We start from the raw sequence: 25,112 nt of genomic DNA on the forward strand, positions 1-25,112 counted from the left end.
CAGAGGGATTATTTTTTTGTTGAGCTATATTCTTCCCAGCCATCGCCGTTGGAGCGGAGGACGATCTTTTTGTCCGTGTTCTCCAGGGAGACGTAGTAGGCGTTGTCGCTGTCCCCGGTGAATTCGAAGAGCTCAGTGATCCAGTAGCCTTCGTAGTCGTTCTTCAGGCTTGTCCGCAAGCTATAAGGCAGCTGAGAGGATACGATGTTGCGGGTGACGGCTAACAACTGGCCGTTGTCGGAGTAGAAGGCGAACATGATGATGTCATCCATCTTAAAGGTGAGCTTGGTGAAGCCTTTATGGGATTCGGTGCTCATGATCTGAGCGTTCTGGAAATTTTTCCGGAAGGAGGTCTTTATTTCTCCGTTGACGGAATCGGCAGGTTTTGCAAAGCTGTAGCTGACGCAGACTGTCAGAAACAGGGCCATCATGATGGCGGCTTTTTTACTTCCTTTAAGGATTGTCTGGCTGATGAAGTTGGTTGAGCGTTTCATAACTTTTTATTTAAGTGTTTTTGTTTTTGGCTTGTTGACATAACAAAGATAGTCTTAAAAGCAGGTACTATACAATACATAGTACATTGAATGGCATAATACTATTATGAACGGTAAGAAACGCAGGATGAACTGTGGATGCCTCGCTTTTTTATTCCTGATGCGGGGATAATTTTGACTGATTTAAGGGTTTTCCGGGTTATTCGGTGCAGTCGGGCTGCATTTTTGCTGGAATAGATAGTAATAATTTTATCTATGTTGGTATCGGTGAACTGGTCGCTTGCCCTGCGGCCTTTGTTGCGAAAGTATCATGGGAGGAGACATCCCCTGGAGTATCATAATATCTATCAGCTGGTGGTGCTGGTGGTGTTATCCGCGCAAAGTGCTGACGATCATATTAATGCGTTTGGTCCGGGCTTATTCAAGGCTTTTCCGGATATGTCATCCCTTGCAAAGGCCTCGCGGGAAGATCTTTTCCCTTATATAAGTAAGGTGCGGAATTTCGGGCATAAGGCGGAATGGTTGACCGCCATTGCCCGGCAAGTGAAAAAGAACAGTGATATCCCGCTGACGCTGGAAGGGCTGACGGCCTTACCTGGCATTGGCAGGAAGTCGGCGAATGTCATTTTACGGGAAGCGGGCCGGCCGGCGGAGGGGATCATTGTGGACCTTCATGTGGTGAGGGTAGCCCAGCGTTTGGGTATTGTGGATGAAGATGACCCTAAAAAGATTGAAAAGCATCTTATGGAGATCCTGCCTAAGCGGCAATGGGAGGCAGGAATGGCGATGTCATTCCTGGGCAGGGAGATCTGTCATCCGAAGCCGGATTGTCCGAAGTGTCTTATGCGCAAGGTGTGTGCTTATTATAAGCATGTTTTTAATGCAGGTCATTGATATAATCTTTCAGCAGCTGTAATGCCTCAGCGTGGATGATGGTGGTGCCCAGTCTGGGCATTTTTCCTTTCTGGAATTTCCTTATGATCTTTTCTTTCTTTTTGATAATACCTGTTTGGTCGATGGGGAGGCCATAGGACAGGAACAATCCGGTCCTTTTGGCACTGCCGCCGGGATTATGGCAATGGGCACAATTAATGTCGAGATAGGCCCTTGCCCGGTCTGCCAGGGAATGGGAGACGTTGAAAGCTTTTGCTGTCGCGGCGATCCGGTGCGGATCAAATTCATTGAGGATGCCTATGTCTTGCAGGTGTTTCAGCTGATTGACGGGTTGGTTATTGTTCAGGATATCGAAGTTCAGGTTTCTCAGTCTGAGGCCAATAGGCATCAGCTGATCATTTGCATTATGGCAGGTAGTGCATTCTTTTGTGTTGGGTACATGATAGGAGATGTATTGCTGTTCGCCGCCGGGTGTGATCCATCTGACGGGGATGTCCTGGCTGCTTTTCAGTAAGAAGGCATCTGTTTGGGCGTCGTTCCAGCGGTAGGTGGCCGCTTTCCATTCGCCTGCCGACCGGACCAGCAACCTGGTCTCGATGATTTGCTTTCCATTCGCGGTGTCTCTTTTGTCATTGTAATAATAAAAGGTTTTGACGATGATGGTGCTGTCTGGAAATTCGGGGAGCTCTTCATTTGTTTTGATCATCCTGGTTCCCTGGGGCAGGCAGATCAGGCGTTGTTTTTCGGCATAGTCAGTGAAAAGCGGCGTGGCCAGAGCGTATGGGTGATAGGCTGTTTCGGGTTGCAGATCTTTTTGAGGGGTTTTAAAGATATGGTAACCGGATAGCAGTGGCAGGAAGGCTGTTGGAGCGGCGTGTATGTTTTTCAGGCTCCGGGACATGAGACCTGTCGAGCCCAGGATGGAGGTCGTTATTACAGCGATGGTAAGGGCTATCGATCTTTTCATGCTGTAAAAATAGTAGCCGGGGCGCCGGGGAAATAGAACAAAACCGACATCATTGGAAAGGGGATGCCTCCACAGGAATCCTTTCTGGCATTTCCGGCGGTCGTCAAGTTTCTTTCTTTTTTGAGAATCAATTTGTTGTGTTCTTGGTGTAGCAAGGAGTATACGTTCTTGTGATGCATGGTGTACGATTCTGAGACGGATCACAAAAAGGAAAAGAAGATTTTACCGGGAAATGGTATTAGGTAACTTTGCATTTGCAAATTAACTTATAAGTGAATACATTTGTATTGGAAATATGGGATGATGAGGCTAATAAAGTTACGTTTTATACTGTCCGAAAAGAAAACGCCAGACAGAACGAGACGGACAGGTTCTTTAATAAATATGATGCAATCGCCGAATTCAAGAGGCCTGTTCAGGAACTGCTAAGTTTTGTTTTGGACAGCGTTGGAGAGGATCATGGGGCTATTGATGTGTTATTTAACAGATTTGAAAATGAAGTAGTAGGGTTACCTAATAAAGGTAAAGTAAATGTTGGCGGGATCGTTTTCTTATACCCAAATTTTCCTCTGAGGCTATACGCTTTAAGAATAAATGGCCGCTCAGACCTGGTAGTTCTGTTCAATGGTGGTGTCAAATCGGCCCAGACAAACCAGGGTAGCAGGGATTTGAATTTGAAATGGATCGAGGCCTGTCAATTTGCCAAGCGGATTGAAGAGGCAATACGAGATAAAGAAATAATTATTGATAATAGAAAACGAAAAATAATATCTCCCGACGGAAGCGATGAAATAATTCTGTAAAATGTCTAATTATGAGAAGTAAAGTTGCAAAAAGGATACAAGAGGAAACACCAGAAGAGGTAAGAATATTTGTACGTCAATATACTGACATTGTACTGAGAATTAATCAAATCCTGCAGGCAAAGGGTTATACTCAAAAGGACCTGGCAGAAAAAATGAATAAGAAGCCTTCGGAGATCAATAAATGGCTAAAAGGTAATCATAATCTGACACTAAAGACATTGGCCAAATTAGAGGCCCAATTAGGAGAGCCTATTATATCTATTTCAACAAAACGGTTCTGATCATCATCCGGGCAAGCGAGGCAGGTTCACTGATGAAAAGTAAATATTTTTAATTGTGGCTGCCGCCGTAAGTCGTAAAATAAAAAAATGAAAAGGGCCCTTTCATCCGGGAGGCCCTTTTGTATATGTCGGGTTGTCATTGCTTTTTAGTGCTCGTGTATACTTCCCAGGAGTCGCCAATGGAACGCAGGGTAACTTTTGCGTCGGCACTTTCCAGGGAAACATAGTAGCAGCTGTCGTCATTGCCGTTGAATTCGAAGAGTTCGGTGATCCAGTACGCACTGTAGTCTTTTTTCAGACTCAGCAGGAGGTTTATGGGCAACTGGGAGGATAAGATATTACGGGTGACGGCCAGGAGGTCTCCGGACCTGGAGTAGTAGGCGAACATGATCACGCCGTTCATTTTGAAGGTGAGCCTGGTGAATGTTTCACGCGTTTCTGTGCTCATGAGCTGGGCGGTCCGAAAGTTCCTTTTGAACGAAGTCTTAATGTCTCCGCTGATGGAGTCTGCGGATCTGGCGAAGCTGCTGAGCGTCAGGAGGAGGGCGGTTGCGAAGGTGATAATGCGGTTCATAAAATTATTTTTTAAAATGTTTTTGGTTTTTGTTTGCTATCCAGGCGTCCCCGGGTATGCCAGAAAGGATTCCAGCGGAGTGCCAGTTTTCTTTCCTTTTTGAGAATCAGGTGATTGTGTTTTTAGGTGTGTTAAGGAGTGTACGGTAGTGGGATGAAGAGTGTTCGTTTTTGAGACGGATTGAAATGTCCTAAAGTGAGGATCGAAATGTGCTAAGGTTGGAAAGGCAGCTCTCTTTTATTGCCGGAGAAAGAGGTGATGATGGCCTTTTTTACATTGTTATTCAGGGGAAGTTTACGGGAGCTTTGTGACAGGTAAGTAGAGCCGTAATAGCATTCCATATGCCTTTTTTGCCCGTTGTTATATAAAATGTCGATGGAAAAGTCCTGGGGTTGCAGATCTACCCAATGGCGGGTGGGGATGGTGGAGAGTGCGGTAACGACGAGGCTGTCCTGGTTTTGGGTAGCGATCCATATGTCTTCGTTACGGGCGGTGTGGAGCCTGGCGAGGCCTTTTGCGTCCCCTTTTACATAGAAACCGCTGGCGCCAAGAGAGAGGGGGGTGAAGCCGCCTTTGCCGTCTCCGTGCATGTAGAGTCCCATGAAAGCGTCATGCCGGCCACTGTACGGATCCATACCATAATCATTACCAACCATCAGCACGTCCAGGTTACCGTCTCCGTCGATGTCTTCGGCGTCCATGCCATAGACGGGGGCTATCTGTGCGGCGGAGGGCAGCGCGCGAATGGAAAATTTTCCATTGCCCAGGTTCTCGATATAACTGCTGGCCATATCCGTAGCCTGAAAGAAGAGGGCATTCTCTTTATCCTTTGGTTTCCAGAGGTCGTCCATGGAAGCCATGCCATAGGCTTTATAGGTGGGATACCGTCGCCGGATAGAGATCATCTGGCTGACCATGTCATCGCGGGAGGCCATGGGAAAGGGTTTGCGGGAACCGTCTTCGGCTTTCATATAGCAGAAGACCATGGCGTCCAGCAGGCCATTCTCGTCCAGGTCTTTGGCGTAGAGTGTCATGGGCTCTGCGGGGCTGGCCTGGTAGTTGGAGTTGAGCCCCAGGTTGCCAGCTATGTAATCGATGTCGCCATCGTTGTCGAAGTCTCCCGCAACCAGGCTGTTCCACCAGCCTGTATGGCCGGCAATGCCGGTGTTTTCGTTGATGTTGATGAGGCCGGCGCCCGTATTCTTCAGGAAGGTGATAGGCATCCATTCTCCCGTCAGCACGAGGTCGGGCCTGCCGTCATTGTCGAAATCGGACCAGAGGGCGTCGGTGACCATGCCGATGTACTGTAATCCGGGGCACCATCTTTTCGTGACGTCGAAGAAGCTGCCGGAATGATTTTCCAGGAGATAGCTTTGGGGAGCTGTAGGATAGGCGCCCGATGTAACTCTGCCGGCCACGAAGAGGTCCAGGTCACCATCCCCGTCGAAATCGGCGGCCCGGACGCAGCTGCCGTTGGAGAACATTTTCGGCAGCGCGGGATAGTTGGGTGTAAATCTGCCTTGTCCGTCGTTGATATACAGCACGTCCTGGCTGGCAACATGGTCGGGAGGAAATTCATAGCTGCCGCTGACGACATAGAGGTCGAGGTCTCCGTCATTGTCTGCGTCAAAGAACAGCGCCGCCATGTCTTCGCCGGGATGACCGTCGTTCACCAGCATACGGGTGGAATCCAAAGTGAAAACACCTTTGGCATCCTGCAGGAAAAAGACCCCTTTGTGACCGGTTGCGCCGCCTATATAAAAATCTTCGTACCCATTCTTATCTATATCACCTACTGCGATGCCCGGCCCATACTGGCTGAGCTTGTGCGGCAGGGCCGGCTGAATATTGTAATCGATGACGTCTTTCTCCTCTGGCTTGAAATGGATGTTATAATTGGAGGAGACATCTTTGAAGAGTGGGATGGGATTGGAATGTCCGGAAGGATCTGCATATCCATTAGCGTCGGCATAGGACAGGGCCAGGGCACGGTCGACGGGAAGGTCTTTTAACAGCTGTGTTTTTCCATCGGGCCAGCGTATGCGCAGCGAGTCGATCCGTGTTACGTTGCCCAGGCCGAAATGGGCCCGGTAGTCATCGGTGGACATATAGCCGCGGCAAGGCTGGTGTTCGTATAATTGCTGCTGTCCGCCATTGTAATAAATGCGAATGACGGACCCGATGCCGTAGGTGTTCTGGCCTTGTCCTGTAAGCGCTACGGTCAGCCAATGGTCTTTTGAGGAATGGCCGGGGCTTTGCAAGGTGTTCTCGTAGACAAATGCTGTTTCATTGATATTGTTGATCACGAGATCCAGGTCGCCGTCATTATCCAGGTCGGCATAGGCGGCTCCATTGGAGAAAGAAGGATGGGTAAATCCCCATTCGGTGCTGGTGTTGCGGAACCGATAGCCACCTGTATTTTTAAAGCAATAGCCGGGCAGGCGGACGACCGGGAGAGAGTCCACCAGCTTTAATGAGTAGTTGCCTGTGCCGCCGCCCTGTCCGTTGTTGTAGGTGACATAGTCGAGGTCGGTGACATCACGGGGCAGGCCATTGGTGACCAGGAGATCGCGAAACCCATCGTTGTCAAAATCAGCCACGAGGGGGCACCAGCTCCAATCTGTCTCGTACACGCCGGCCATGAAACCCACTTCGCTATAGACGGAATGACCTTCCGGAGCCATGCCCCTGTTGAGCTGGAGGACATTGCGCACGTATTGATGCGTGTATCCGAAGCGCTGGCTGTTGAAGTAATTATAATACTCGTTGCCTGAGAGCATCCTCTTCTTCCGAAGATTGTTCTCGGGCAGCATTTCAAGGGAAATGATATCAGGCAGACCATCATTGTCGACGTCCACGACATCGGTGCCCATGGCATTCCAGCCGGTGTGGCGGAAATAGTCCTTTAGCCTATCGGTGAAAGTGCCATCGTGATTGTTGATATAAAGGAGGTCGTTGGAGACGAAGTCATTGCTGACATAAACATCGGGCCATCCGTCTCCGTTGAAATCGGAGATGCAGGCTGCGTGTCCCCATCCTTCTATCAGGATCCCTGCTTCCTTCGAGACATTAGTGAAAGTGCCGTTGCCGTTGTTCCTGTACAGGCGATCGTTGTCGAGTGCACTCCCGTCCACGACTTTTGGTCTGAAGCGGATGGGGGTTTTGGGGTCATTGATCTGATTGGTTACCAGGTAAAGGTCGAGGTCTCCGTCATGATCGTAGTCGAAGAAGACACCTTGCGTGCTGAACCCCGTGTCGGCAATGCCATAGGCGAGGGCCGACTCTTTAAAGACGGGTATGCCGTCCTTACCGGCGCCCTGGTTGATATATAGCAGATTGGTCCTCAGCCGGGCGTCTTTCCGAAAAGAGGCGGAGACATAGATGTCCAGCCACCCATCCCCATTGATATCTACGACGGAGACACCTGTGCACCATCTTCCTTCGCCAGTGACGCCTGCTTTCTCCGTGACGTCCCGGAACTTCAGGCCGCCCGAGTTGAGGAATAATTTGCAGGAAACCATATTACCGGAGAGAAAGACGTCCTGCAATCCGTCGTGATTGAAGTCGCCGATGCCGACTCCGCCGCCATTGTAAATATTGGCCTGGTTCAGGATGTTCAGGGAATCGCTTTCGAAGATCTTATTGGAAAAGTCGATGCCTGTGCGGGCGGCGGGGAGCAATTGAAAGAGGGTGGGGGATTTGGGCTGTGCGTAAGTTATGATGTTCACCAGGAGTGCTGGCAGGAGCAGGGCCGAAATGGAATGTAAACGTTGCCATAGCATTTGACGGGACATCATATGGTTTGCGATTCGTTTGGGTCATGCAAGATAGGTAAAGGTGTGTGGGGCGTAACATCCTGCATAGGAAATGAAACAAATGGAATATAAAATGATCGGAAATTGATAGACGGGTTTGTTCTATTGCGGTAAGTTGCCGGCCGGAACAATGTAATCGTTTGATCTCAATTGATTGCTGTATGAGAATAGTTGCTATTGCTGTACTTCTGCTGGTGTTGGCCCTGCCGGGTCAATGCGGTGATTGGAAAACAAGGGTGGAAGACCCTACGCTGATCCACGAATGTGTAAAGAAAGTCACCGATGTTATCGTTTACGATATTTTCTCCCCGCCTGTCGCCAGTCGTATTTATGCTTATATGACGGTGGCGGGGTATGAGGCTGCCCGTCCGGGTAATACGTCTTATGCGTCGTTGGCGGGAAACCTCCATGGATTGGGGAATGTCCCTGCTCCGGAGGCAGGGCGTCCCTGCAATTATTCACTTGCGGCTGTACAGGCGATCCTGTCGGTGGGAAAGGCGCTGGTGATATCCGAGGGAAAGGTGGAAGCATTCGAAACACAGCTGATGGCCGGGGTCCGGTCCTCCGGAATACCGGGTGAGGTATATGCTAATTCCGTGGAGTATGGCAGGAAAGTAGCGGCTTATATCCTGGCCTGGGCTGCAAAGGACCATTACAAGGAGACGAGGTCGGAGCCTAAATATGACCTGAGCAATGATGCGTCGGCATGGAAGCCTACTCCCCCCGCTTATATGAAGGCGGTGGAACCACATTGGAGTGAAATGCGCACCTTTCTGTTGGATTCCGCCCGGCAATTTGTACCGCATCCCCCGACTCCTTTTTCTGCGGAGAAGGGAAGCGCTTTTTACCAGGATGCGCTGGAAGTGTATGACGCCGGCCTCAAGCTGACCGAAGAACAAAAGGCGGTGGCCAATTTCTGGGATTGCAATCCTTTTAAAATGAATGTGAACGGGCATCTGATGTTTGCAACGAAGAAGATCTCCCCGGGCGGGCATTGGATCAACATTACTTCGGTGGCCTGTCAAAAGGCCGGTGCCGACTTTATCCGTTCGGCCGAGGCCTATGCCTGGGTTTCCATTGTCATTGCGGATGCGTTTATCAGCTGCTGGGATGAGAAATACAGGAGTAAGGCCATCCGGCCGGAGACATATATCAATCAATATATCAGCGCGGATTGGATGCCCTTGTTACAGACGCCTCCTTTCCCGGAGTATACGAGCGGGCATAGTGTGGTGTCGGCGTGCGCCGCGGTGGTATTGACGAAGCTGTTTGGGGAAGGGTTTGCTTTTACAGACTCGACGGAAGTGGAGTTTGGGATACCGCCGAGGCGTTTTGTTTCTTTCCGGCAGGCGGCGGAGGAGGCGGCCATCAGTCGATTTTATGGGGGGATCCATTTCAAACCGGCGATCAATTATGGGCTGGAAGAGGGGGATAGGATTGGGAAGTTTGTTAGCTGCAAGCTGCGAGCTGCAAGCTGCAAGCTGCAAGCTGCAAGCTGCAAGCGGTGAGCTACGAGCGGTGAGCTGTGAGCTGTGAGCGGTGAGCGGTGAGCTGCAAGCTGCAAGCTGTGAGCTACAAGCTGCAAGTGGTGGGCTATGAGCGGTGAGTGGATGGGAGTGGACAGGTGTGTTGGGGCTAGGTATGTTGTTTGGAATGCATATATTCCGTGGGCGTCATATTAAATTGTTTTTGAAAGTTCCGCGCAAAGTTGCTCTGGGAGCTGAAGCCGACCATGTCGGAGATCTCGTAGATCCGGTGTTCCCCGGCGGCCAGTAGTTCCGCGGCGCGTTTGAGACGGGAGATATTGATCAGCTCGATAGGGGAAAGGTCGGAAAGGGCTTTTATCTTGCGGTATAAAGTGATGCGGCTCATCATCATGATCTTTGCCAGCTTTTCGACGTCGAGGTCCACGTCATCCATATTCCTGCTGATGGTGTCATGAAGGCTTTCCAGGAATTTCTCGTCGGAGCGGGTATGGGCGATGCTTTTGATATGCACCAGCGGCGAGGAGGCAAAGAATTCCCTTACCATATTCCTGTTTTTCAGGAGGCTGGAGATCTGGGCCAGGAGGTGTTCTTTGGAGAAGGGTTTTTCGATGTAGGCGTCTGCGCCCAGCTCGAGCCCTTCGACTTTGGCCTGGATGGTATTTTTCGCTGTGAGCAGGATGACGGGTATATGAGAGTGATCGATGGTGGACTTGATGGTCCTGCACAATTCGAATCCGTCCATATCCGGCATCATGACGTCGCTGATCACCAACTGTACGGCCTCTGCATCCAGTACTTTGAGGGCTTCCATTCCGTTGGTGGCTTTCAGGATCGTATAGCGGCTGTTGAGGATCCTTTCCAGGAAATCGAGGATCTCTTCTTCGTCGTCGACCAATAAGATCAATGGCAGCATATTCATTTGTTTATGGGTAATATCAATTTAAATTTATTCATTCCGGGCCAGGAGTCATCCAGGAAGAGCTGGCCTTTGTGTAATTCCACCAGCGAGCGGGCCAGGGCCAGGCCGATGCCTGTGCCTTTTTGCCGGATGGTTTCCTTGAGCCTGTAGAATGGCTCGAAGATCCTTTCCTTTTGCTCCTGCGGGATGACGGGCCCATCATTGGCTATCTCGATGATTATATTGCCCTCCTCATTCGTTGGCGGCAGCAGCCTGACAAATACCTGCGCCTGTCCATATTTCACGGCATTGCTAAAAAGATTGCTGAAAATCTTATTAAGGGCTTCTTCGTCGGCCATGGCGAAGACGTCTGCGGCGGGGTGTTCGAAATGGTAGGCAAGATTTTTCTTTTTGGCCATAGCGTTGAAGCTGAGGTAGTTCTCCTGCAGGACCTCCGTGATATTGACCCTGGTGAAGTCAAGCCTGAAGCCCCTCGTCTCTGTTTGCCGGAAATCCAGGATCTGTGTCACGAGGGCGATGAGCCGATTGGTATTCCTTTCCATGGTGATGACATCCTCTTTGATCTCCGGCAGCTGATCTATCATTTCACGGAGGTTTTCGGCGGGGCCTTTTATCAGGGTGAGGGGTGTGCGGATCTCATGGGCGATGTTGGTGAAGAAATCGAATTTGGCTTCATAGATCTCTTTTTCTTTTTTTATTTGTGTTCGCCTGTGGTAGCTGCGGACGATGTACCACACCAGGAGGATGACCAGCAGGCCGTAGAATGACCAGGCCCATCCGGTGGCCCAGAAGGGGGGTAACACTTCTATGGAAAGCTCTTTTTCCTTATCGCCCCAATGGCCGCCTACGGCAGCCTTCAGCCTGAAGGTGTAGGCGCCGGGCGCGAGGTTGGTGAAGTACACTTTACGGTTGGTGCTGAGATGTGTCCAGGCTTTGTCAAGCCCCTGCATGAAGTAGCTGTATTCGGTCCTTTCGGGGGCGGCGTAGCTAAGGGCAGCGAAATCGATGCTAAAGGAAGACTGGTCATAGGGAAGGGCGATCCTATCGGTATAGATAATGGATTTTTTCAGATAGGAGCTGTCCTGGCTTATCTTCAGCTCTACATTGTCGACCTGGAAGCCTGTGATAAATACGGAGGGGGTAAAGCCGCCGAGCGCAAAATCGTTTGGAAAGAAGGTGATCAGTCCCCGTACGCCACCAAAATAGAGCTTTCCATCCTTGTCTTTAAAGCCTGAATTATAATTGAACTGATCGTTGAGCAAACCATTTGCCCTGGTGTAGACCTTGACGGTATTGTCTTTCCTGCTGATATTGGCCAGGCCTTTAGAGGTTGTCACCCAGTAATCTTTATTGTCGTCCTGAATAAAGCGGAAGATAAAATTGCTGGGCAGGCCGCTCGCCGTGGTGTAGGTGAAGAATGTCTTTCTGTCCGCGCCCAGTCTGCAAAGTCCACCGCCTTCCGTGGAGAACCACATGTTGTGGTCGCTGTCTTCGGCGATGGCGTTGAGCATGCTGGAAGAGAGTCCCTTCCCGTCTGTCGCGTTGCCCTGGATGTGGCCGGTGGCGCCGGAGAAGGGATTGAAATAAAATACGCCGGCGCCGTGGGAACCTGACCATATGACACCATCGTGATCTTCCACTACGATGGCTACGAAGGTATGGGGTGGGATACCTGGCAGGGGCGTGAAGTCGTTGGTTCTTTCGTTGTACCAGTAAACGCCGTTGGAGGTGGCCAACACCAATTTGCCTGAGCGGGTCCTGATGATGGAGAGAACGAAATTGCTTTTGAGGTCATTGGGCCGGGGACCTGCCATGTAGTGCCGTATTACCTTACCGGTCCTTATGTCCATGACGTCGAGGCCGTGCTCGAAGGTACCGATCCAGAGTTCATTTCCCAGGGACAATAGTCCATGGATGTTGGTGTAGGCGATGTCCGTAGCAGCGCCGGTAGGCATGAAATGGGTGATGGCGCCTGTTTTACCATCTATTTTATTGAGACCGGCGTCTTCCGTGCCGACCCAGATATTACCATTGGGGTCCTGGCAAATCTCCCGTGGAGCGCTGCCGCTGATGGAAGTTTTTGAATTATCGGGATAATATTTTTGAAAGGAGGAATATTGTTTGGAATAATAGTTTATTCCCCCGAAGTAGGTGCCTACCCATACACCGCCTTCCGAGTCTTTACAAAGGCTGTATACGGCATTGTCGGAAAGTGAATAAGGATCGAGGAATTTTTTCCGGAGGTTGGTTGCCTGGCCGGTGGAAATGTTGAGGATGAAGACACCTGACTCGGTGCCCAGCCAGTATTCGTCACCGGAATATTGCATGATGTCCCTGACGTAGATGGTTGTTTTATCGGGATTATAGCTGAGGAGGTCCTTATAGTCGCCTGTGGCGGCATCGAAGCTTTTCAGGCCCTGATCAGTGGTGCCGATGAGAAAGCGGCCTTTCCCTGCATAGCGGATGCGTCCCAGCCAGCGGGAACTGGGTTGAGGAGAATGGGAGAAAAGGTCATAGGACGTGAAATTTTCGGCGCCTTCGTTGAATTTTTCCACGAGACCATTGTTGGACGTAAACCACATGGTGCCATCTTCCGTTTTGCAAATAGAGGTGGCGTAGAAGTATTGCGCCTCCGGAAAATGTTTGAGCTGCCTGGTCAGGAGGTTGTACCTGTAGACATTATTACGGGAGAGGAACCAGAGGCTGCCCTTATCGTCTGTCTGGATCCAATTGATCTCATCGAGTGAATCTATGACGCGTACAAGCTTTTCCTGTTGCTGAGAGAATATGAAAAGCCCGTTCTGTCCGCCTGCCCACAGGGTCCCGCCGGCATCATTGAAGAGGCAGTAGATCATGTCACTGCCCAGTGTGGTCCTGTTGCCGGGAGTATAGGTGAATAATTTGAAATGGTAGCCATCGAAGCGATTGAGGCCTTCCTTTGTGCCGAACCAAAGGAAGCCATTCTTATCCTGGACGCTGCAGAAGACGGTGCTGTTGGAAAGGCCATTCTCCACCTGGTAGTGCCTGAAATAATAGGGTTGAGCGTTTGTCGGGCAGTGGCAGACGATGACCAGCAGTAAAGTCGATAATATGGTGGCGTTTCTCAAATGTAACATTTTGCAAAAATTATGATACGGGGTGAATCAGCTGCCACGTATATAACTTCTACTTTCGGCAAACGGTTAAAATTAGGGAATCTACCTGACAAAAACCATGTAAACGTTTGCATTCATCCAAGAACGAACCGGAGGTTTGTTCTTGGATGGACGGACATTCTTTAACCAACAATTAATTGCTGTATGAAATCCTACCAAGGGCATTTTCTGCATAGAATTGGGTTTTTCATGATCCAATCGCTGTTGAAAAGGAGATTCTTTCTTTCTGTGTTTCTGGTTTTTTCTTTCTATCTGACGGGTGTTTCTCAAAGCAATGCAACCATTACGGCTTCGGGCATTATTACGGACAGTTCCGGTGTGGCGATGGCACAGGTGACTGTGACGGAGAAGGGTACGGCCAATGCCACCAGTACGGGCAGTGACGGCCGGTTCACGCTACGAGTGGCCGGAGAAAAATCGGTATTGGTAATCACTTCCATAGGATACACTACAGTTGAGATCAGGGTAGGCGGTAAAAAGGAAATCAAGGTCTCTTTGGAGCGCGCTAACAAGGAATTGAATGAGATCGTGGTTGTTGGTTTCGGTACCCGGAAGAAAGAGTCGTTGACGGGCGCCATTGCTACGGTGACGGCCAAGGATCTTGGCCGGGTGCATGGGGGATCGACGGTAAGTTCAGGACTTGCCGGAAAGCTACCCGGCGTGACTTTTCGCATGCCGGACGGACGTCCAGGGGCGTCCGCCAATATCCAGATACGGAACATGGGTACTCCCCTGTATGTTATTGACGGGATCCAGCAGGATGAGACACAGTTCAATAATCTTGCTCCGAACGATATCGAGAGCATATCGGTGTTGAAGGATGGTTCTGCCGCCATTTATGGTGTGCGTGCCGCCAACGGGGTGGTGGTAGTGACCACAAAGAAGGGACTTGTGGGGCGCAATAACGTAAATGTGGATGCGTACACGGGGATACAGAACTGGTCACGATTTCCCAAGGTACTGACCAATTCCTATGAGTATATGAGCTACAGGGCTGATGCCGAGATGAACAGTTTTGGCAGTACGGCTATAACGCCGGAAATCCTGGCGAAATACAAGCAGGGCGCAGCGGCGGGCCCTGAGTACAGGAGCTTCGACTGGCGCAGCTATGTGATGAACAACCAGGCCCCCCAGCGTTCGCTGAACGTCAATATCAATGGCGGGTCCGACAAGGTCAATTACTATGTATCCGCCACCAATTTCTTTCAAAATTCGGTGTTGGGTAAAGAGTATAAATTCGGGAGAACGAATGTGCAGGCGAATATCACCGCCAAGATCACCAGCCGACTGAAAGTGGGGGTGGATATGAATGGTCGTTCCGAGTTCCATGAGAATCCCGGTGTTCCCGGCGGTGATGATTATTTCCTGGCCAGGCTGGCGATCTTGCGGAATACGCCTACGGAACGGCCTTACGCAAATGACAACCCTGCCTATCTGAATGACCTGGGCCCGCATCTGGAGTCCAACTATGCCTTTCTGAATGAAGGGTTGTCAGGAAGGTACAGGAGTGACAAGCGGGTGGTACAGGCGAATATGAATGTCGAGTACCAGGTCCCTGGTATTACCGGACTTAGCCTGAAAGGGGTCTATTCTTACTACTTTGCCGATTATCTGGAAAACAACCAGGAGTATACCTATAAGGCGTATACTTATCACCCGGATACCAAGGAGTACGTGGCTACGGGGGGCAGCACAAATCCCTGGCGAGATCGTGAGCAGATCAAAAATATCAATATCACGCAGCAGTTCCAGGTGAATTACGCCAATACTTTCGGGAAGCACAATATCGGGGCTACATTCGTTGCAGAAAGGATCCAGATCGATAATCTGCGGAACTGGCTGCATGCTTCTCCCATTTCGAATAATCTTCCCCTGGTGTATTTCCCCATTACGGACCAGTACCAGGATGCAGAGGAAAAAGAAGCCCGCATTGGCTACATCGGCCGGATCACTTACAGCTATGCGAACCGTTATTTCTTTGAAGCCAGCGCGAGGCGCGACGCTTCTTATCTTTTCGCCCCCGACAAGCGGGTGGGTTATTTCCCCGGTGTTTCCGCAGGCTGGAGGATCACGGAAGAGCCCTGGTTCCGGGAGCTGCTGAATGACAAACGCGATGTCCTGACGGACCTGAAATTACGGGCGTCTTATGGACAGTTGGGAGATGACCGCACCATTACGGATGCGTTGACTTTATTCGGGGCGAAGCAGCCGATCGTTCCGCCTTATGCTTATCTCTCGGGATATAACTATAATCAAGGGACGGCCATCATCGATGGGAATCCAGTTACCGTCTCGCGTGATAAGGGGGTGCCGATCACCCGTGTTTCCTGGTCCAAGAGCAAGATCACGGACATCGGTGTCGATTTCAGCTGGCTGAATGGAAAACTGACGGGTACCATCGATTATTTCTACCGGAAACGGAGCGGATTGCTGGGCACCAAGAACGATGTCGTCGTTCCTATCGAACTGGGATATTCGCTGCCGCAGGAAAATACGAACTCCGACGCACAGTACGGCGAGGAGCTATCGTTGAATTATAATGGGCGGGTGGGTGAGCTGACCTTCAATGTGGGCGGCAATGTGGGTTTCACCCGCAGCAAGTTCCTCCGCTCTTATAAACCTGTATTCAATAATTCTCTGGACCAGTACAGGAACAGCGCTGAAAACAGGTATCAGAACCTGGACTGGGGTTATACCGTCATCGGGCAGTTCAAATCCATGGAAGAGATCAGGGATTACAAAGTCGATATAGATGGTAAGGGCAACACGAGCTTATTGCCGGGCGACCTGATCTATAAGGATTTTAACGGGGATGGCAAGATCGACGGCAATGACGACCGGCCGCTGGGCTTTGGTTATGGCAGGCAGCCAAATGTCAATTTCGGGTTTACTATCGGAGCGGCGTATAAGGGCTTTGATTTCCATGCCGATTTCTCCGGCGCCGGGGGCTATACCTGGTATCAGAACTGGGAGCAGCGCTGGGCTTTCCAGAACAATGGCAACCTGAATACGATCTTCAGGGACAGGTGGCACCGTAAGGATCCATTCGATCTGAACAGTGAATGGATCGCCGGTAAATATCCAGCCAACAGGTATAACGTCGGCAACGGGCACAGCGATTACAATCATAATTCCACTTTCTGGCTGCACAATGTAAGATATATCAGGGCGAGGACGATCGAGTTCGGGTATACGCTGCCTTCGGAGCTGCTGAGCAGGGTGAAGGTACAGCGGGCCAGAGTATATGTGAATGCCTATAACCTCTTCTCAATCGACAATCTCAGGCAGTACGGAGTGGATCCTGAGACGGTGGATGACAATGGTCTGCAGTTCCCCCAGAACAGGGTGCTTAATGTGGGCGTAAACCTGACCTTTTAACAACAGCCAATCATTTCTGAAGTATAAATTATTTCAATGAAAAAGATCTTCTTACCAACGATACTTTCTTTTTTGCTGGCTTTTGCAGGATGCAAAAAGGACAGCGATTTTCTGAACATACCTCCTATACAGGTGGTGCCTTCGGATGTGGCTTTTTCCGATCCGGCCCTGGTATTATCCATTCTTGGAGATCTGTACAACAGGGAGCTGGATTTCTCTTCACTGGACGGCTATCTGCAGGATCCGAATGACGGTAACAGCGGCATTGCCGGCTGGCGTACATTTGCCGATTTCGGCGAAAGTTTTCCTTCGGAGTCGGGCAGCTATTTTATCGTGCAGAACAGGAACTGGGCCTACAATTCCTGGTGGACCTGGGATTATGCTTATATACGGGATCTGAACCTGTTCATGCAACGCGACAGCGCTGCGACGAAGCTGACTGCAGGGGATAAGGCTAGGTTTTTTGCGGAAGCGAGATTTTTAAGGGCGAGCTATTATTTTGCCATGGTAAAGAGAATGGGAGGTGTGCCATTGATCCTCACTCCCCTGGAATATGATTACAAGGGGAACGTTAGTTCGCTGCAGTTCCCGCGGGCGAAGGAATCGGAGATCTATGATTTCATCATCAGTGAGGCGGAGGCCGTCAAGGATGTGCTGCCGAAGGATGCCACTATAAAATCCAGGGCAACCAAGGGGGCAGCATTAGCGTTAGAGGCCAGGGCCGCCTTATATGCAGGCTCTATCGCCAAGTATGGAGCGACCACGCCCCAGGTGTCATTGCCCGGAGGCGAGGTAGGTATTCCTGCGGCGCGTGCGACGGGTTATTATACGACTGCATTGAATGCGGCGCAACAGATCATCAACGGGGAAGCGGGCGCTTATGCCTTGTATAGGTTCTCTCCGGACCTGTCTGATAATTTTGCCGCTATTTTTACGGACAAGAGCGGTGGCAATACGGAGTCGATCTACATCGAGGATTTCAAGGCGGGAGCCGGCAAGGTGCATGGGTTTACCACGAATGACCAACCTTATTCCTTCTCGGATGAAGGCGGTGATGCCGGCAGATTAAATCCCTCGCTGAACCTGGTGGAATCTTTCGAGATGCTGGATAATACTTATGCGCCCATTCCGACAACAGACGGTGGCGGCAATCCAATATACTATAATAATCCGCTGGACATTTTTGCCGGCAGGGATGCCCGTCTGGCAGGAACGGTGATGTTGCCTGGCAGCCGATTTAAAGCGCAGCAGGTGGATATCTGGGCAGGCTATCAACTGGCGGACGGGAGTATCGTTACCAGCGACGAGGCTGGCAATCTGAAAACGTTGCCCGGTGGCAGTGCGCCCGTGCAGGTGGTGGGGAAGGATGGGCCTGTGAATGGACTGGAGTACAGGACACAGTCCGGGTTCTATGTCCGTAAATGGCTGGACCCCACCGTAGGCTCCGGCAGAAGGGGGCGTGGCAGTGATGTCCCTTTTATCCGGTACCGTTTTGGGGAAGTGCTGCTGAATGCGGCTGAGGCGGCCTTTGAACTGGGCCAGCCTGATGTTGCAGCGGGATATATGAACCAGGTACGGGCCCGTGCGGGTCTGACGGTGCCATTGACGCAGGCACAGATCACTTTTGACCGAATCGTACATGAAAGGAGGGTAGAGCTGGCTTTTGAGGGGCATATCCTTTTCGATATGAAACGTTGGAGGATCGCCACGAATGTCTGGGATGGCCAGGTGATGACCAAAGCTGATCTGCTCAGCAATATCGGCGTCGCCAAGAAGCGCAATACGCAGCCATGGGGACTTTGGCCATACAAGGTCTATGATCCGGGACATCCGAATGACGGAAAGTGGATCTTTAAGGAAACGTTGCCGGCGGCTGTTACAGGCTTCGACCTGTTCCGACTGGGGAATTACTATTCGGCCATCAATGACAATATCCTGGCGGCCAATCCCAAGCTTGTTAAACAACCCAATCAATAGGCTCATTATAAATCGCTTGTTATGAAAATCAAGTCAGTTCATATATTATTCATGGTAGTGACCTTTGCCAGTTACTCCTGCAAGAAAGACAATTACAAGGAGCCTGCGGCCCAGCTTTCGGGGGCGTTGCAATACAAGGGTGAGAACATCGGGGTAGAGCGGAACCAGGTGCCTTTCCAGATCTATCAATATGGGTTCGGCAAGGTTGGCGCCATCAACGGAACTTTTGAGCAGGACGGCACGTATGGTTCGCTGCTCTTTTCCGGCAGCTATAAATTCCTTATTCCTTCCGGGCAGGGGCCTTTTATCTGGAAGGAGCTGGCGCCCGGGGTGCCGGATAGTATTGCCATCACTATGACCGGAAGTCAGACGCTGAACATCGAGGTTACTCCTTATTATATGATCCGCAATGCAACGATATCGGGGGGCAGCGGGAAGGTAACAGCTGTGTTCAAGGCGGAGAAGATCATTACGGATGCCAATGCCAAGGATATCGAGCGTGTGAGCCTTTATATCAATGCCGGCCAATTCGTAGGGCAGGATAATATCGCTGTCGTGAACCTGGCGGGCGCCGACATTACGGACCCCAACAATATCAGTCTGCAGGTGGCTGTACCTTCGATCACGCCGGCACAAAGTTTTGTGTATGCTCGTGTAGGATTGAAGATCGCCAACGTGGAAGATATGATCTTTACACCGGTGCAAAAGGTGCAGTATTGATGAGAGCTGTATCTTTATCAATGGTCACCCTGTTATGAAAGTGACGGGTGACCTTATAATTTTTAAGCATAGGCGTATGAAAGCATGGGTTTTTCTTGTTTGTTGTATGTCGTTGGTACAGGGGAGGGCGATGGCGCAGGGGGCTACTGCGGAATTGGTACAGGGGCCTCCGGTGGGTGCGGTGAATCATTCTTATGTTGGCAATAAGGCGCCGTTGTTGAAGGAGTCGTATGAGAAACTGCCGGTGACGGCTTTCCGGCCGGGCGGCTGGCTGAAGAAACAACTGGAGCTGCAGCAGGATGGCCTTACGGGGCACCTGGGCGAGATCAGTGTCTGGCTGTCTAAGAAAGACAATGCCTGGTTGACGAAAGAAGGCAAAGGCAAGTATGGCTGGGAGGAATTGCCTTATTGGCTGAAGGGTTATGCCAACCTGGGTTACATGCTCCGGGATGAGGGGATGAAAAAGGAAGCGTTGTTCTGGATCAATCATGTGCTGGCCAACCAACGGGAGAACGGAGATTTCGGTCCTGCCGTGGAGCGTAACGGGAACAGGGACCTCTGGACGAATATGCCGATGCTATGGTGTTTGCAATCTTATTATGAGTATTCGCATGATGCGCGGGTGTTGAAGTTCATGAGCCGTTACTTCAAGTGGGAGCTGTCGATACCAGACGAGCATTTCCTGGAGGATTACTGGGAGAAGAGCAGGGGTGGGGATAATATGCTTAGTGTTTATTGGCTGTATAACCGGACGGGCGAGGCATGGTTGCTGGACCTTGCCACGAAGATCGACCGTAATACGGCTGACTGGCGGCAGAAGGACAATCTGCCCAACTGGCATAATGTAAATATTGCGCAGTGTTTCCGGGAGCCGGCGACCTATTATTTGCAGAGTCACCGGGTGGAGGACAGGGATGCCACCTACCATGATTTTGCGTTGGTCAGGAATATATACGGCCAGGTGCCAGGGGGTATGTTTGGGTCCGATGAGAATGCCCGTAAAGGATATGACGATCCCCGTCAGGCGGTGGAAACCTGCGGTATGGTGGAGCAGATGACCTCGGATCAGCTGTTGCTGCAGATGACCGGGGATACGAAGTGGGCGGAAAATTGCGAAGATGTCGCTTTCAATACTTTTCCCGCGGCTTTTATGCCTGACTACCGGAGCCTTCGTTATCTTACTGCTCCGAATATGGTGGTGAGCGACAGCAGGAACCATGCGCCGGGCATTGCCAATGAAGGACCTTTTTTGATGATGAACCCATTCAGCAGCCGGTGCTGTCAGCACAACCATGCGGCGGGATGGGTATATTATGCGGAGAATGCCTGGATGGCCACGCCTGACGACGGTCTGGCGGCGCAGCTGTACGTGGAAGGCAAGCTGACGGCAAAAGCGGGCGCGGGGCAGGAAGTGTCGATAGAAGAGAAGACGCATTATCCTTTTGAGGAGCAGGTGGCATTTACCATTGGGAGCAGTAAGCCTGTATTTTTTCCACTGTACCTTCGGGTGCCTGATTGGTGTAAGAGGGCTTCGCTGGAGGTGAATGGTCATCCCGTGGTAGCTACGGGATCAGGAAAGTATGTAAGGATCCGGCGGACCTGGAAGAATGGGGATGTGGTAATGCTCAGGCTGCCGATGGAGCTGCATATGCGTACCTGGGACCGGAATAAGAACAGTGTCAGCGTCGGCTATGGACCCCTTGATTTTTCGTTAAAGATCGAGGAGCGGTATGAACAGAAAAATAGTAAGGAAACGGCACAGGGGGATGCCCGTTGGCAGGAGCAGGCGGATGCCAGCAAATGGCCTTCATATGAGATCTTTCCTGCTTCTGAATGGAATTACGGGTTGGTGCTGAACAAGGGCTTGCAGTCATTTACCATAAAGAGAAGGGACTGGCCGGCGGATGATAATCCGTTCACGAATGCGGCTGCGCCTATCGTATTGATGGCGCAGGGGAGGCAGATATCGTCCTGGAAGGTGGACCAGTATGGGTTGTGCGGCGTATTGCCCCAGAGCCCTGTGCAAACGGATGCGCCTGTGACGGAGCTGACGCTGGTGCCGATGGGTGGGGCGCGGCTGCGGATCTCTGCCTTTCCGGTGGTGGGTACGGGGGTGGCTGGTTCCGGTGATAGCGGACAGGATGGTGTCGGTTCAGGTGGCGCCAGTGATGGCGGACAGGGGGTAACGTTTACGAACCCATTGTTGCCGTCGGGGCCTGATCCCTATAGTTTTTACAAAGACGGGTATTATTATTACACGCATACGATGGGGAGCAAGCTGGAATTGTGGAAGACGAAGAATATCGGTGATCTGCGGCATGCGGAGCATAAGACCATTTATGTGCCACCGGCGGGGACGGCCTGGTCGAAAGATCTATGGGCGCCGGAAGTGATGTTCCTGGAGGGGAAATGGTATGCCTATTTTGCAGCAGACGGCGGGCATAATAATGGGCACCGGCTGTATGTGCTGGAGAACGCGAGTGCTGATCCCCTGGAGGGGGAATGGATATTCAAGGGTAAGCTGTCGGACGCCTCTGACAAGTGGGCAATCGATGGGGACGTGTTCCGGTATAAGGGACAGCTCTACCTGCTATGGTCGGGCTGGGAGGGGAATGTCAATGGGCGGCAGGACATTTATATAGCGAAGATGAAGAATCCCTGGACGGTGGAAGGCCAACGGGTGCGGATCAGCAGTCCCACCTTTGGATGGGAGAAGAATGGGGATCTGAAGGGGGCCGAAGAGCCTTCCCATATCGATGTCAATGAAGGGCCGCAGGCTTTGATACATGGAGATGATCTTTTTGTCATCTATTCGGGCAGCGCTTGCTGGACGGACACCTATGCGCTGGGGATGCTACGATTTATCGGAGGGGGTGATGTGTTGAAGCCTGAAGCATGGAAGAAATCATCTTCTCCTGTATTTCAGCAATCTCCCGAAAATCATGTTTATGCCACTGGGCATAATTCTTTTTTCCTGTCGCCGGATGGCAGGGAGAGCTGGCTGCTGTATCATGCCAACTCAAAGCCGGGCCAGGGATGCGGGCGCGAGCGTTCTCCGCGGGCGCAGCCATTTACGTGGAATGCGGATGGTACGCCTTCGTTCGGAGAGCCAGTCAAAGAGGGGCAGGTGTTGCCGGCGCCTTCGCGTTGAGGGGAGCAAGGAAATTTTGCAAATCAAACAGAAAAATAACCATAGATGAAAAGGAACATTTTAATCGTATGTTGTTTATTGATGTTGGGCCTGTGCGTATCAGCACAGACATTAAGGGCGCCGGCTTACCCTCTGATTACCCATGACCCTTATTTTAGTATCTGGTCCATGACGGATATGCTTAATGCCGCACCCACCAAACATTGGACGGGCGCTGATCAGGGATTGCTGGGCATGGTGAAGGTGGATGGTACGGTGTATCGTTTTCTTGGCGCAGAAGAGCAGGGGTACAAGACGGTGCTGCCTGCCAGCGATGAAAAAAGTTATGATGTCAAATATTCCGAGACGGCACCTGGGGCGGATTGGATGAAGGTGGAGTTCGGCGAGACGGGATGGAATGTGGGGAAAGCGCCTTTCAGCGACAACAGCAGCGAGGCCGGCACGGTGTGGCGGTCTAAAGACCTGTGGTACCGGAGGACGTTTACGATCGCGGGGAAGCGTTCCGGACCTCTTTTTTTGAAATTGCTGCATGACGACAACGTGGAGGTCTATCTTAATGGAACGCCGGTGTATCAGAAGACGGGGTGGACCGGTAAATTTATTTATATCCCGCTGGAAAAGGGGCTGCTGAAAACGGGGAGCAACGTACTTGCCATCCATGTTGCCAATACGGCGGGCGGCGCTTCGCTGGATGCGGGCATTGTCGAGAAGCCATTGCTGCCGGAGGTAACTCCGGTAAAGCTGGCGGTACAAAAGAGCGTGCGATTGCAGGCTACGCAGACGAGCTATGACTTCGGCTGCGGCAAGGTCGACCTGGTGTTGACCTTTACTTCTCCATTGCTGCCGGATGATCTGAATTTGTTGTCCCGGCCTGTGTCGTATGTCGGGATGAGCGTGCGGTCCAATGATGGAGCAAAGCATGATGTGCAGCTTTATTTTGGCGCTTCCACGGATATTTCCATCAACACTGCCACGCAGGCTGTGAAGGCTGAAAAGTACGCGGCGGAGGGGCTTTCAATATTGAAGGCTGGCACCGTAGAGCAGCCAGTACTGAAAAAGAAAGGCGACGATCTGCGGATCGACTGGGGGTATATGTATGTGGCTGCCGCAGGAAAGGATGTACGGCAAACGGTGACTGCATCTGCCGCTCCGGCGCAGGTGTTTGGTCCGGCGGGTGTCGCGGGGGCGGGTCTGGAAGGGAAGCATCTCTGGTTGAATACCCTGGCGCCTTTGGGAACTGTCGGTTCGAAGCCAATGGAGCGGGTGTTCTTAGTGGGATATGACGACATTTATGCTATTCAATATTTTCACCAGAACCTGCGGGCATGGTGGAGGGATAAGCCGGGCGCTACCATCGAAAAGGAGCTATCCGCTGCCAGCGCGGGATATGCGGATATTATGAAGAAATGCGACGCCTTCAATCAGCGGCTGTATAAGGATGCTTTCAATGCGGGCGGCGAAAAATATGCCAGGCTTTGCGAGCTGGCCTACCGGCAAAGTATAGCGGCGCATAAGCTGCTGAAAAGCCCGGAAGGGGAGATCCTTTTTCTTTCGAAGGAGAATTTCAGCAATGGGTCTATCAATACAGTGGATGTTACTTATCCTTCCGCACCATTATACCTGGTGTACAATCCAGACCTGCTGAAAGGCATGCTGAACGGCATTTTCTATTTCAGTGAAAGCGGCAAATGGACGAAGCCCATTGCGGCGCATGATCTCGGAACCTATCCGTTGGCCAATGGGCAGACTTATGGGGAGGATATGCCGGTGGAAGAGTGTGGGAATATGATCATTCTCACGACTGCCATCTGCAAAGTGGAAGGCAGCGCGGCATATGCTAAAAAGCATTGGAAGACGCTCAGCACGTGGGCGGAATATTTGTCAAAGGAGGGATTTGATCCGGCGAACCAGCTGTGCACGGATGATTTTGCGGGGCATCTTGCCCGGAATGTGAATTTATCGGCGAAAGCCATTGTCGCATTGGGTGGATATGCCTGGCTGGCCAAGCAGTGCGGAGAGGAAGAAACGGCGGGTAAATATGGGCAGATGGCAAAGGACATGGCGGTGAAATGGATGCAGATGGCGGATGATGGAGACCATTATGCATTGACCTTTAGTGGCAAGGGTACCTGGAGCCAGAAATACAATCTCGTATGGGACAAAATATTAGGGCTGGGTATTTTTCCGAAGGAGGTGTATGAAAAGGAAGTGGCTTATTACCTTACAAAGCAGAATAAGTACGGGTTGCCTTTGGACAGCCGCCGGAAGTATACCAAGTCCGACTGGGTGTTGTGGACGTCGGCATTGGCGGGGAGCCGGAAGGATTTTGAGGCACTTGCTGATCCGATGTATACGTATGCTGACGAAACGCCGACCAGGGTCCCTCTTAGCGACTGGCACGAGACGGAGGACGGGAAGCAGGTGGGTTTTCAGGCCAGGAGTGTGGTGGGCGGATATTTTATGAAAGTATTGGAAGAAAAATTTTCAAAATAGC

At 51.2% G+C, this 25,112-nt stretch carries 15 protein-coding genes; 9 read left to right on the forward strand and 6 right to left on the reverse strand.

Going from position 1 to position 25,112, the window contains the following annotated elements; genetic code table 11:
• Positions 1-8 precede the first annotated feature (8 nt).
• Positions 9-494 (reverse strand): hypothetical protein, encoded by a 486-nt coding sequence (locus tag Q4E93_RS15015; protein ID WP_303586514.1) that lies wholly within the window; start codon positions 492-494, stop codon positions 9-11.
• Positions 495-749: 255 nt separating this feature from the next.
• Between Q4E93_RS15015 and Q4E93_RS15020 the strand changes: the two genes are divergently transcribed.
• Positions 750-1,388, forward strand: coding sequence for an endonuclease III domain-containing protein (locus Q4E93_RS15020; protein WP_303586516.1), 639 nt, complete (start codon positions 750-752; stop codon positions 1,386-1,388).
• Here Q4E93_RS15020 and Q4E93_RS15025 read toward each other — a convergent pair.
• Complete coding sequence (locus tag Q4E93_RS15025; protein WP_303586518.1) at positions 1,372-2,355, reverse strand: hypothetical protein; 984 nt, start codon at positions 2,353-2,355, stop codon at positions 1,372-1,374. The two genes, Q4E93_RS15020 and Q4E93_RS15025, sit on opposite strands and share 17 nt — an antisense overlap.
• Positions 2,356-2,627: 272 nt before the next feature.
• Here Q4E93_RS15025 and Q4E93_RS15030 point away from each other — a divergent pair, with 272 nt between their 5' ends.
• Complete coding sequence (locus Q4E93_RS15030; RefSeq protein WP_303586520.1) at positions 2,628-3,158, forward strand: hypothetical protein; 531 nt, start codon at positions 2,628-2,630, stop codon at positions 3,156-3,158.
• 11 nt (positions 3,159-3,169) lie between these two features.
• Positions 3,170-3,442, forward strand: a complete 273-nt coding sequence (locus tag Q4E93_RS15035; protein WP_303586522.1) for a helix-turn-helix domain-containing protein — start codon at positions 3,170-3,172, stop codon at positions 3,440-3,442.
• Positions 3,443-3,578: 136 nt separating this feature from the next.
• Here Q4E93_RS15035 and Q4E93_RS15040 read toward each other — a convergent pair whose 3' ends face one another.
• A complete protein-coding gene (locus Q4E93_RS15040) occupies positions 3,579-4,016 on the reverse strand; it encodes a hypothetical protein (protein WP_303586524.1) in 438 nt (145 codons plus the stop codon).
• Between the two features lie 212 nt (positions 4,017-4,228).
• Positions 4,229-7,813 carry a VCBS repeat-containing protein gene (locus Q4E93_RS15045; protein WP_303586525.1) on the reverse strand — a complete coding sequence of 1,195 codons (3,585 nt, stop codon included), beginning with the start codon at positions 7,811-7,813 and terminating at the stop codon, positions 4,229-4,231.
• Positions 7,814-7,992: 179 nt separating this feature from the next.
• On the opposite strand from Q4E93_RS15045, the gene Q4E93_RS15050 reads away from it, so the two are divergent.
• The gene (locus Q4E93_RS15050) at positions 7,993-9,339 is read left to right on the forward strand and encodes a vanadium-dependent haloperoxidase (RefSeq protein ID WP_303586528.1); all 1,347 of its coding nucleotides are present in this window, start codon (positions 7,993-7,995) and stop codon (positions 9,337-9,339) included.
• Positions 9,340-9,466: 127 nt separating this feature from the next.
• Here Q4E93_RS15050 and Q4E93_RS15055 read toward each other — a convergent pair whose 3' ends face one another.
• Complete coding sequence (locus tag Q4E93_RS15055; RefSeq protein WP_303586530.1) at positions 9,467-10,231, reverse strand: response regulator transcription factor; 765 nt, start codon at positions 10,229-10,231, stop codon at positions 9,467-9,469.
• A 2-nt stretch (positions 10,232-10,233) separates the two neighbouring features.
• Positions 10,234-13,344, reverse strand: coding sequence for a ligand-binding sensor domain-containing protein (locus Q4E93_RS15060; RefSeq protein WP_303586532.1), 3,111 nt, complete (start codon positions 13,342-13,344; stop codon positions 10,234-10,236).
• A 192-nt stretch (positions 13,345-13,536) separates the two neighbouring features.
• On the opposite strand from Q4E93_RS15060, the gene Q4E93_RS15065 reads away from it, so the two are divergent.
• From Q4E93_RS15065 to Q4E93_RS15085, 5 genes are all read left to right on the forward strand, one after another.
• Positions 13,537-16,770, forward strand: a complete 3,234-nt coding sequence (locus Q4E93_RS15065; RefSeq protein ID WP_303586534.1) for a SusC/RagA family TonB-linked outer membrane protein — start codon at positions 13,537-13,539, stop codon at positions 16,768-16,770.
• Positions 16,771-16,806: 36 nt separating this feature from the next.
• A complete protein-coding gene (locus Q4E93_RS15070) occupies positions 16,807-18,747 on the forward strand; it encodes a RagB/SusD family nutrient uptake outer membrane protein (RefSeq protein WP_303586536.1) in 1,941 nt (646 codons plus the stop codon).
• Between the two features lie 21 nt (positions 18,748-18,768).
• The gene (locus Q4E93_RS15075) at positions 18,769-19,467 is read left to right on the forward strand and encodes a DUF3823 domain-containing protein (protein ID WP_303586537.1); all 699 of its coding nucleotides are present in this window, start codon (positions 18,769-18,771) and stop codon (positions 19,465-19,467) included.
• Between the two features lie 76 nt (positions 19,468-19,543).
• Entirely contained in the window at positions 19,544-22,618 is a 3,075-nt protein-coding gene (locus tag Q4E93_RS15080; RefSeq protein ID WP_303586538.1) for a family 43 glycosylhydrolase, read from the forward strand.
• 45 nt (positions 22,619-22,663) lie between these two features.
• Positions 22,664-25,111 (forward strand): glutaminase family protein, encoded by a 2,448-nt coding sequence (locus tag Q4E93_RS15085; protein ID WP_411162127.1) that lies wholly within the window; start codon positions 22,664-22,666, stop codon positions 25,109-25,111.
• The last annotated feature ends 1 nt before the right edge of the window (position 25,112 follow it).

The sequence above is a fragment of the Flavitalea plasmicola genome, assembly GCF_030546645.1.
GTDB lineage: Bacteria > Bacteroidota > Bacteroidia > Chitinophagales > Chitinophagaceae > Puia.

Excerpts from the sequence above, each read along its gene's own strand:
- Q4E93_RS15055 (WP_303586530.1), bottom strand. The coding sequence starts at position 10,231 with ATGCTGCCATTGATCTTATTGGTCGACGACGAAGAAGAGATCCTCGAT.
- Q4E93_RS15020 (WP_303586516.1), top strand. The coding sequence starts at position 750 with ATGTTGGTATCGGTGAACTGGTCGCTTGCCCTGCGGCCTTTGTTGCGA.
- Q4E93_RS15045 (WP_303586525.1), bottom strand. The coding sequence starts at position 7,813 with ATGATGTCCCGTCAAATGCTATGGCAACGTTTACATTCCATTTCGGCC.
- Q4E93_RS15035 (WP_303586522.1), top strand. The coding sequence starts at position 3,170 with ATGAGAAGTAAAGTTGCAAAAAGGATACAAGAGGAAACACCAGAAGAG.
- Q4E93_RS15070 (WP_303586536.1), top strand. The coding sequence starts at position 16,807 with ATGAAAAAGATCTTCTTACCAACGATACTTTCTTTTTTGCTGGCTTTT.
- Q4E93_RS15075 (WP_303586537.1), top strand. The coding sequence starts at position 18,769 with ATGAAAATCAAGTCAGTTCATATATTATTCATGGTAGTGACCTTTGCC.
- Q4E93_RS15015 (WP_303586514.1), bottom strand. The coding sequence starts at position 494 with ATGAAACGCTCAACCAACTTCATCAGCCAGACAATCCTTAAAGGAAGT.
- Q4E93_RS15050 (WP_303586528.1), top strand. The coding sequence starts at position 7,993 with ATGAGAATAGTTGCTATTGCTGTACTTCTGCTGGTGTTGGCCCTGCCG.
- Q4E93_RS15025 (WP_303586518.1), bottom strand. The coding sequence starts at position 2,355 with ATGAAAAGATCGATAGCCCTTACCATCGCTGTAATAACGACCTCCATC.
- Q4E93_RS15085 (WP_411162127.1), top strand. The coding sequence starts at position 22,664 with ATGAAAAGGAACATTTTAATCGTATGTTGTTTATTGATGTTGGGCCTG.
- Q4E93_RS15080 (WP_303586538.1), top strand. The coding sequence starts at position 19,544 with ATGAAAGCATGGGTTTTTCTTGTTTGTTGTATGTCGTTGGTACAGGGG.
- Q4E93_RS15065 (WP_303586534.1), top strand. The coding sequence starts at position 13,537 with ATGAAATCCTACCAAGGGCATTTTCTGCATAGAATTGGGTTTTTCATG.
- Q4E93_RS15040 (WP_303586524.1), bottom strand. The coding sequence starts at position 4,016 with ATGAACCGCATTATCACCTTCGCAACCGCCCTCCTCCTGACGCTCAGC.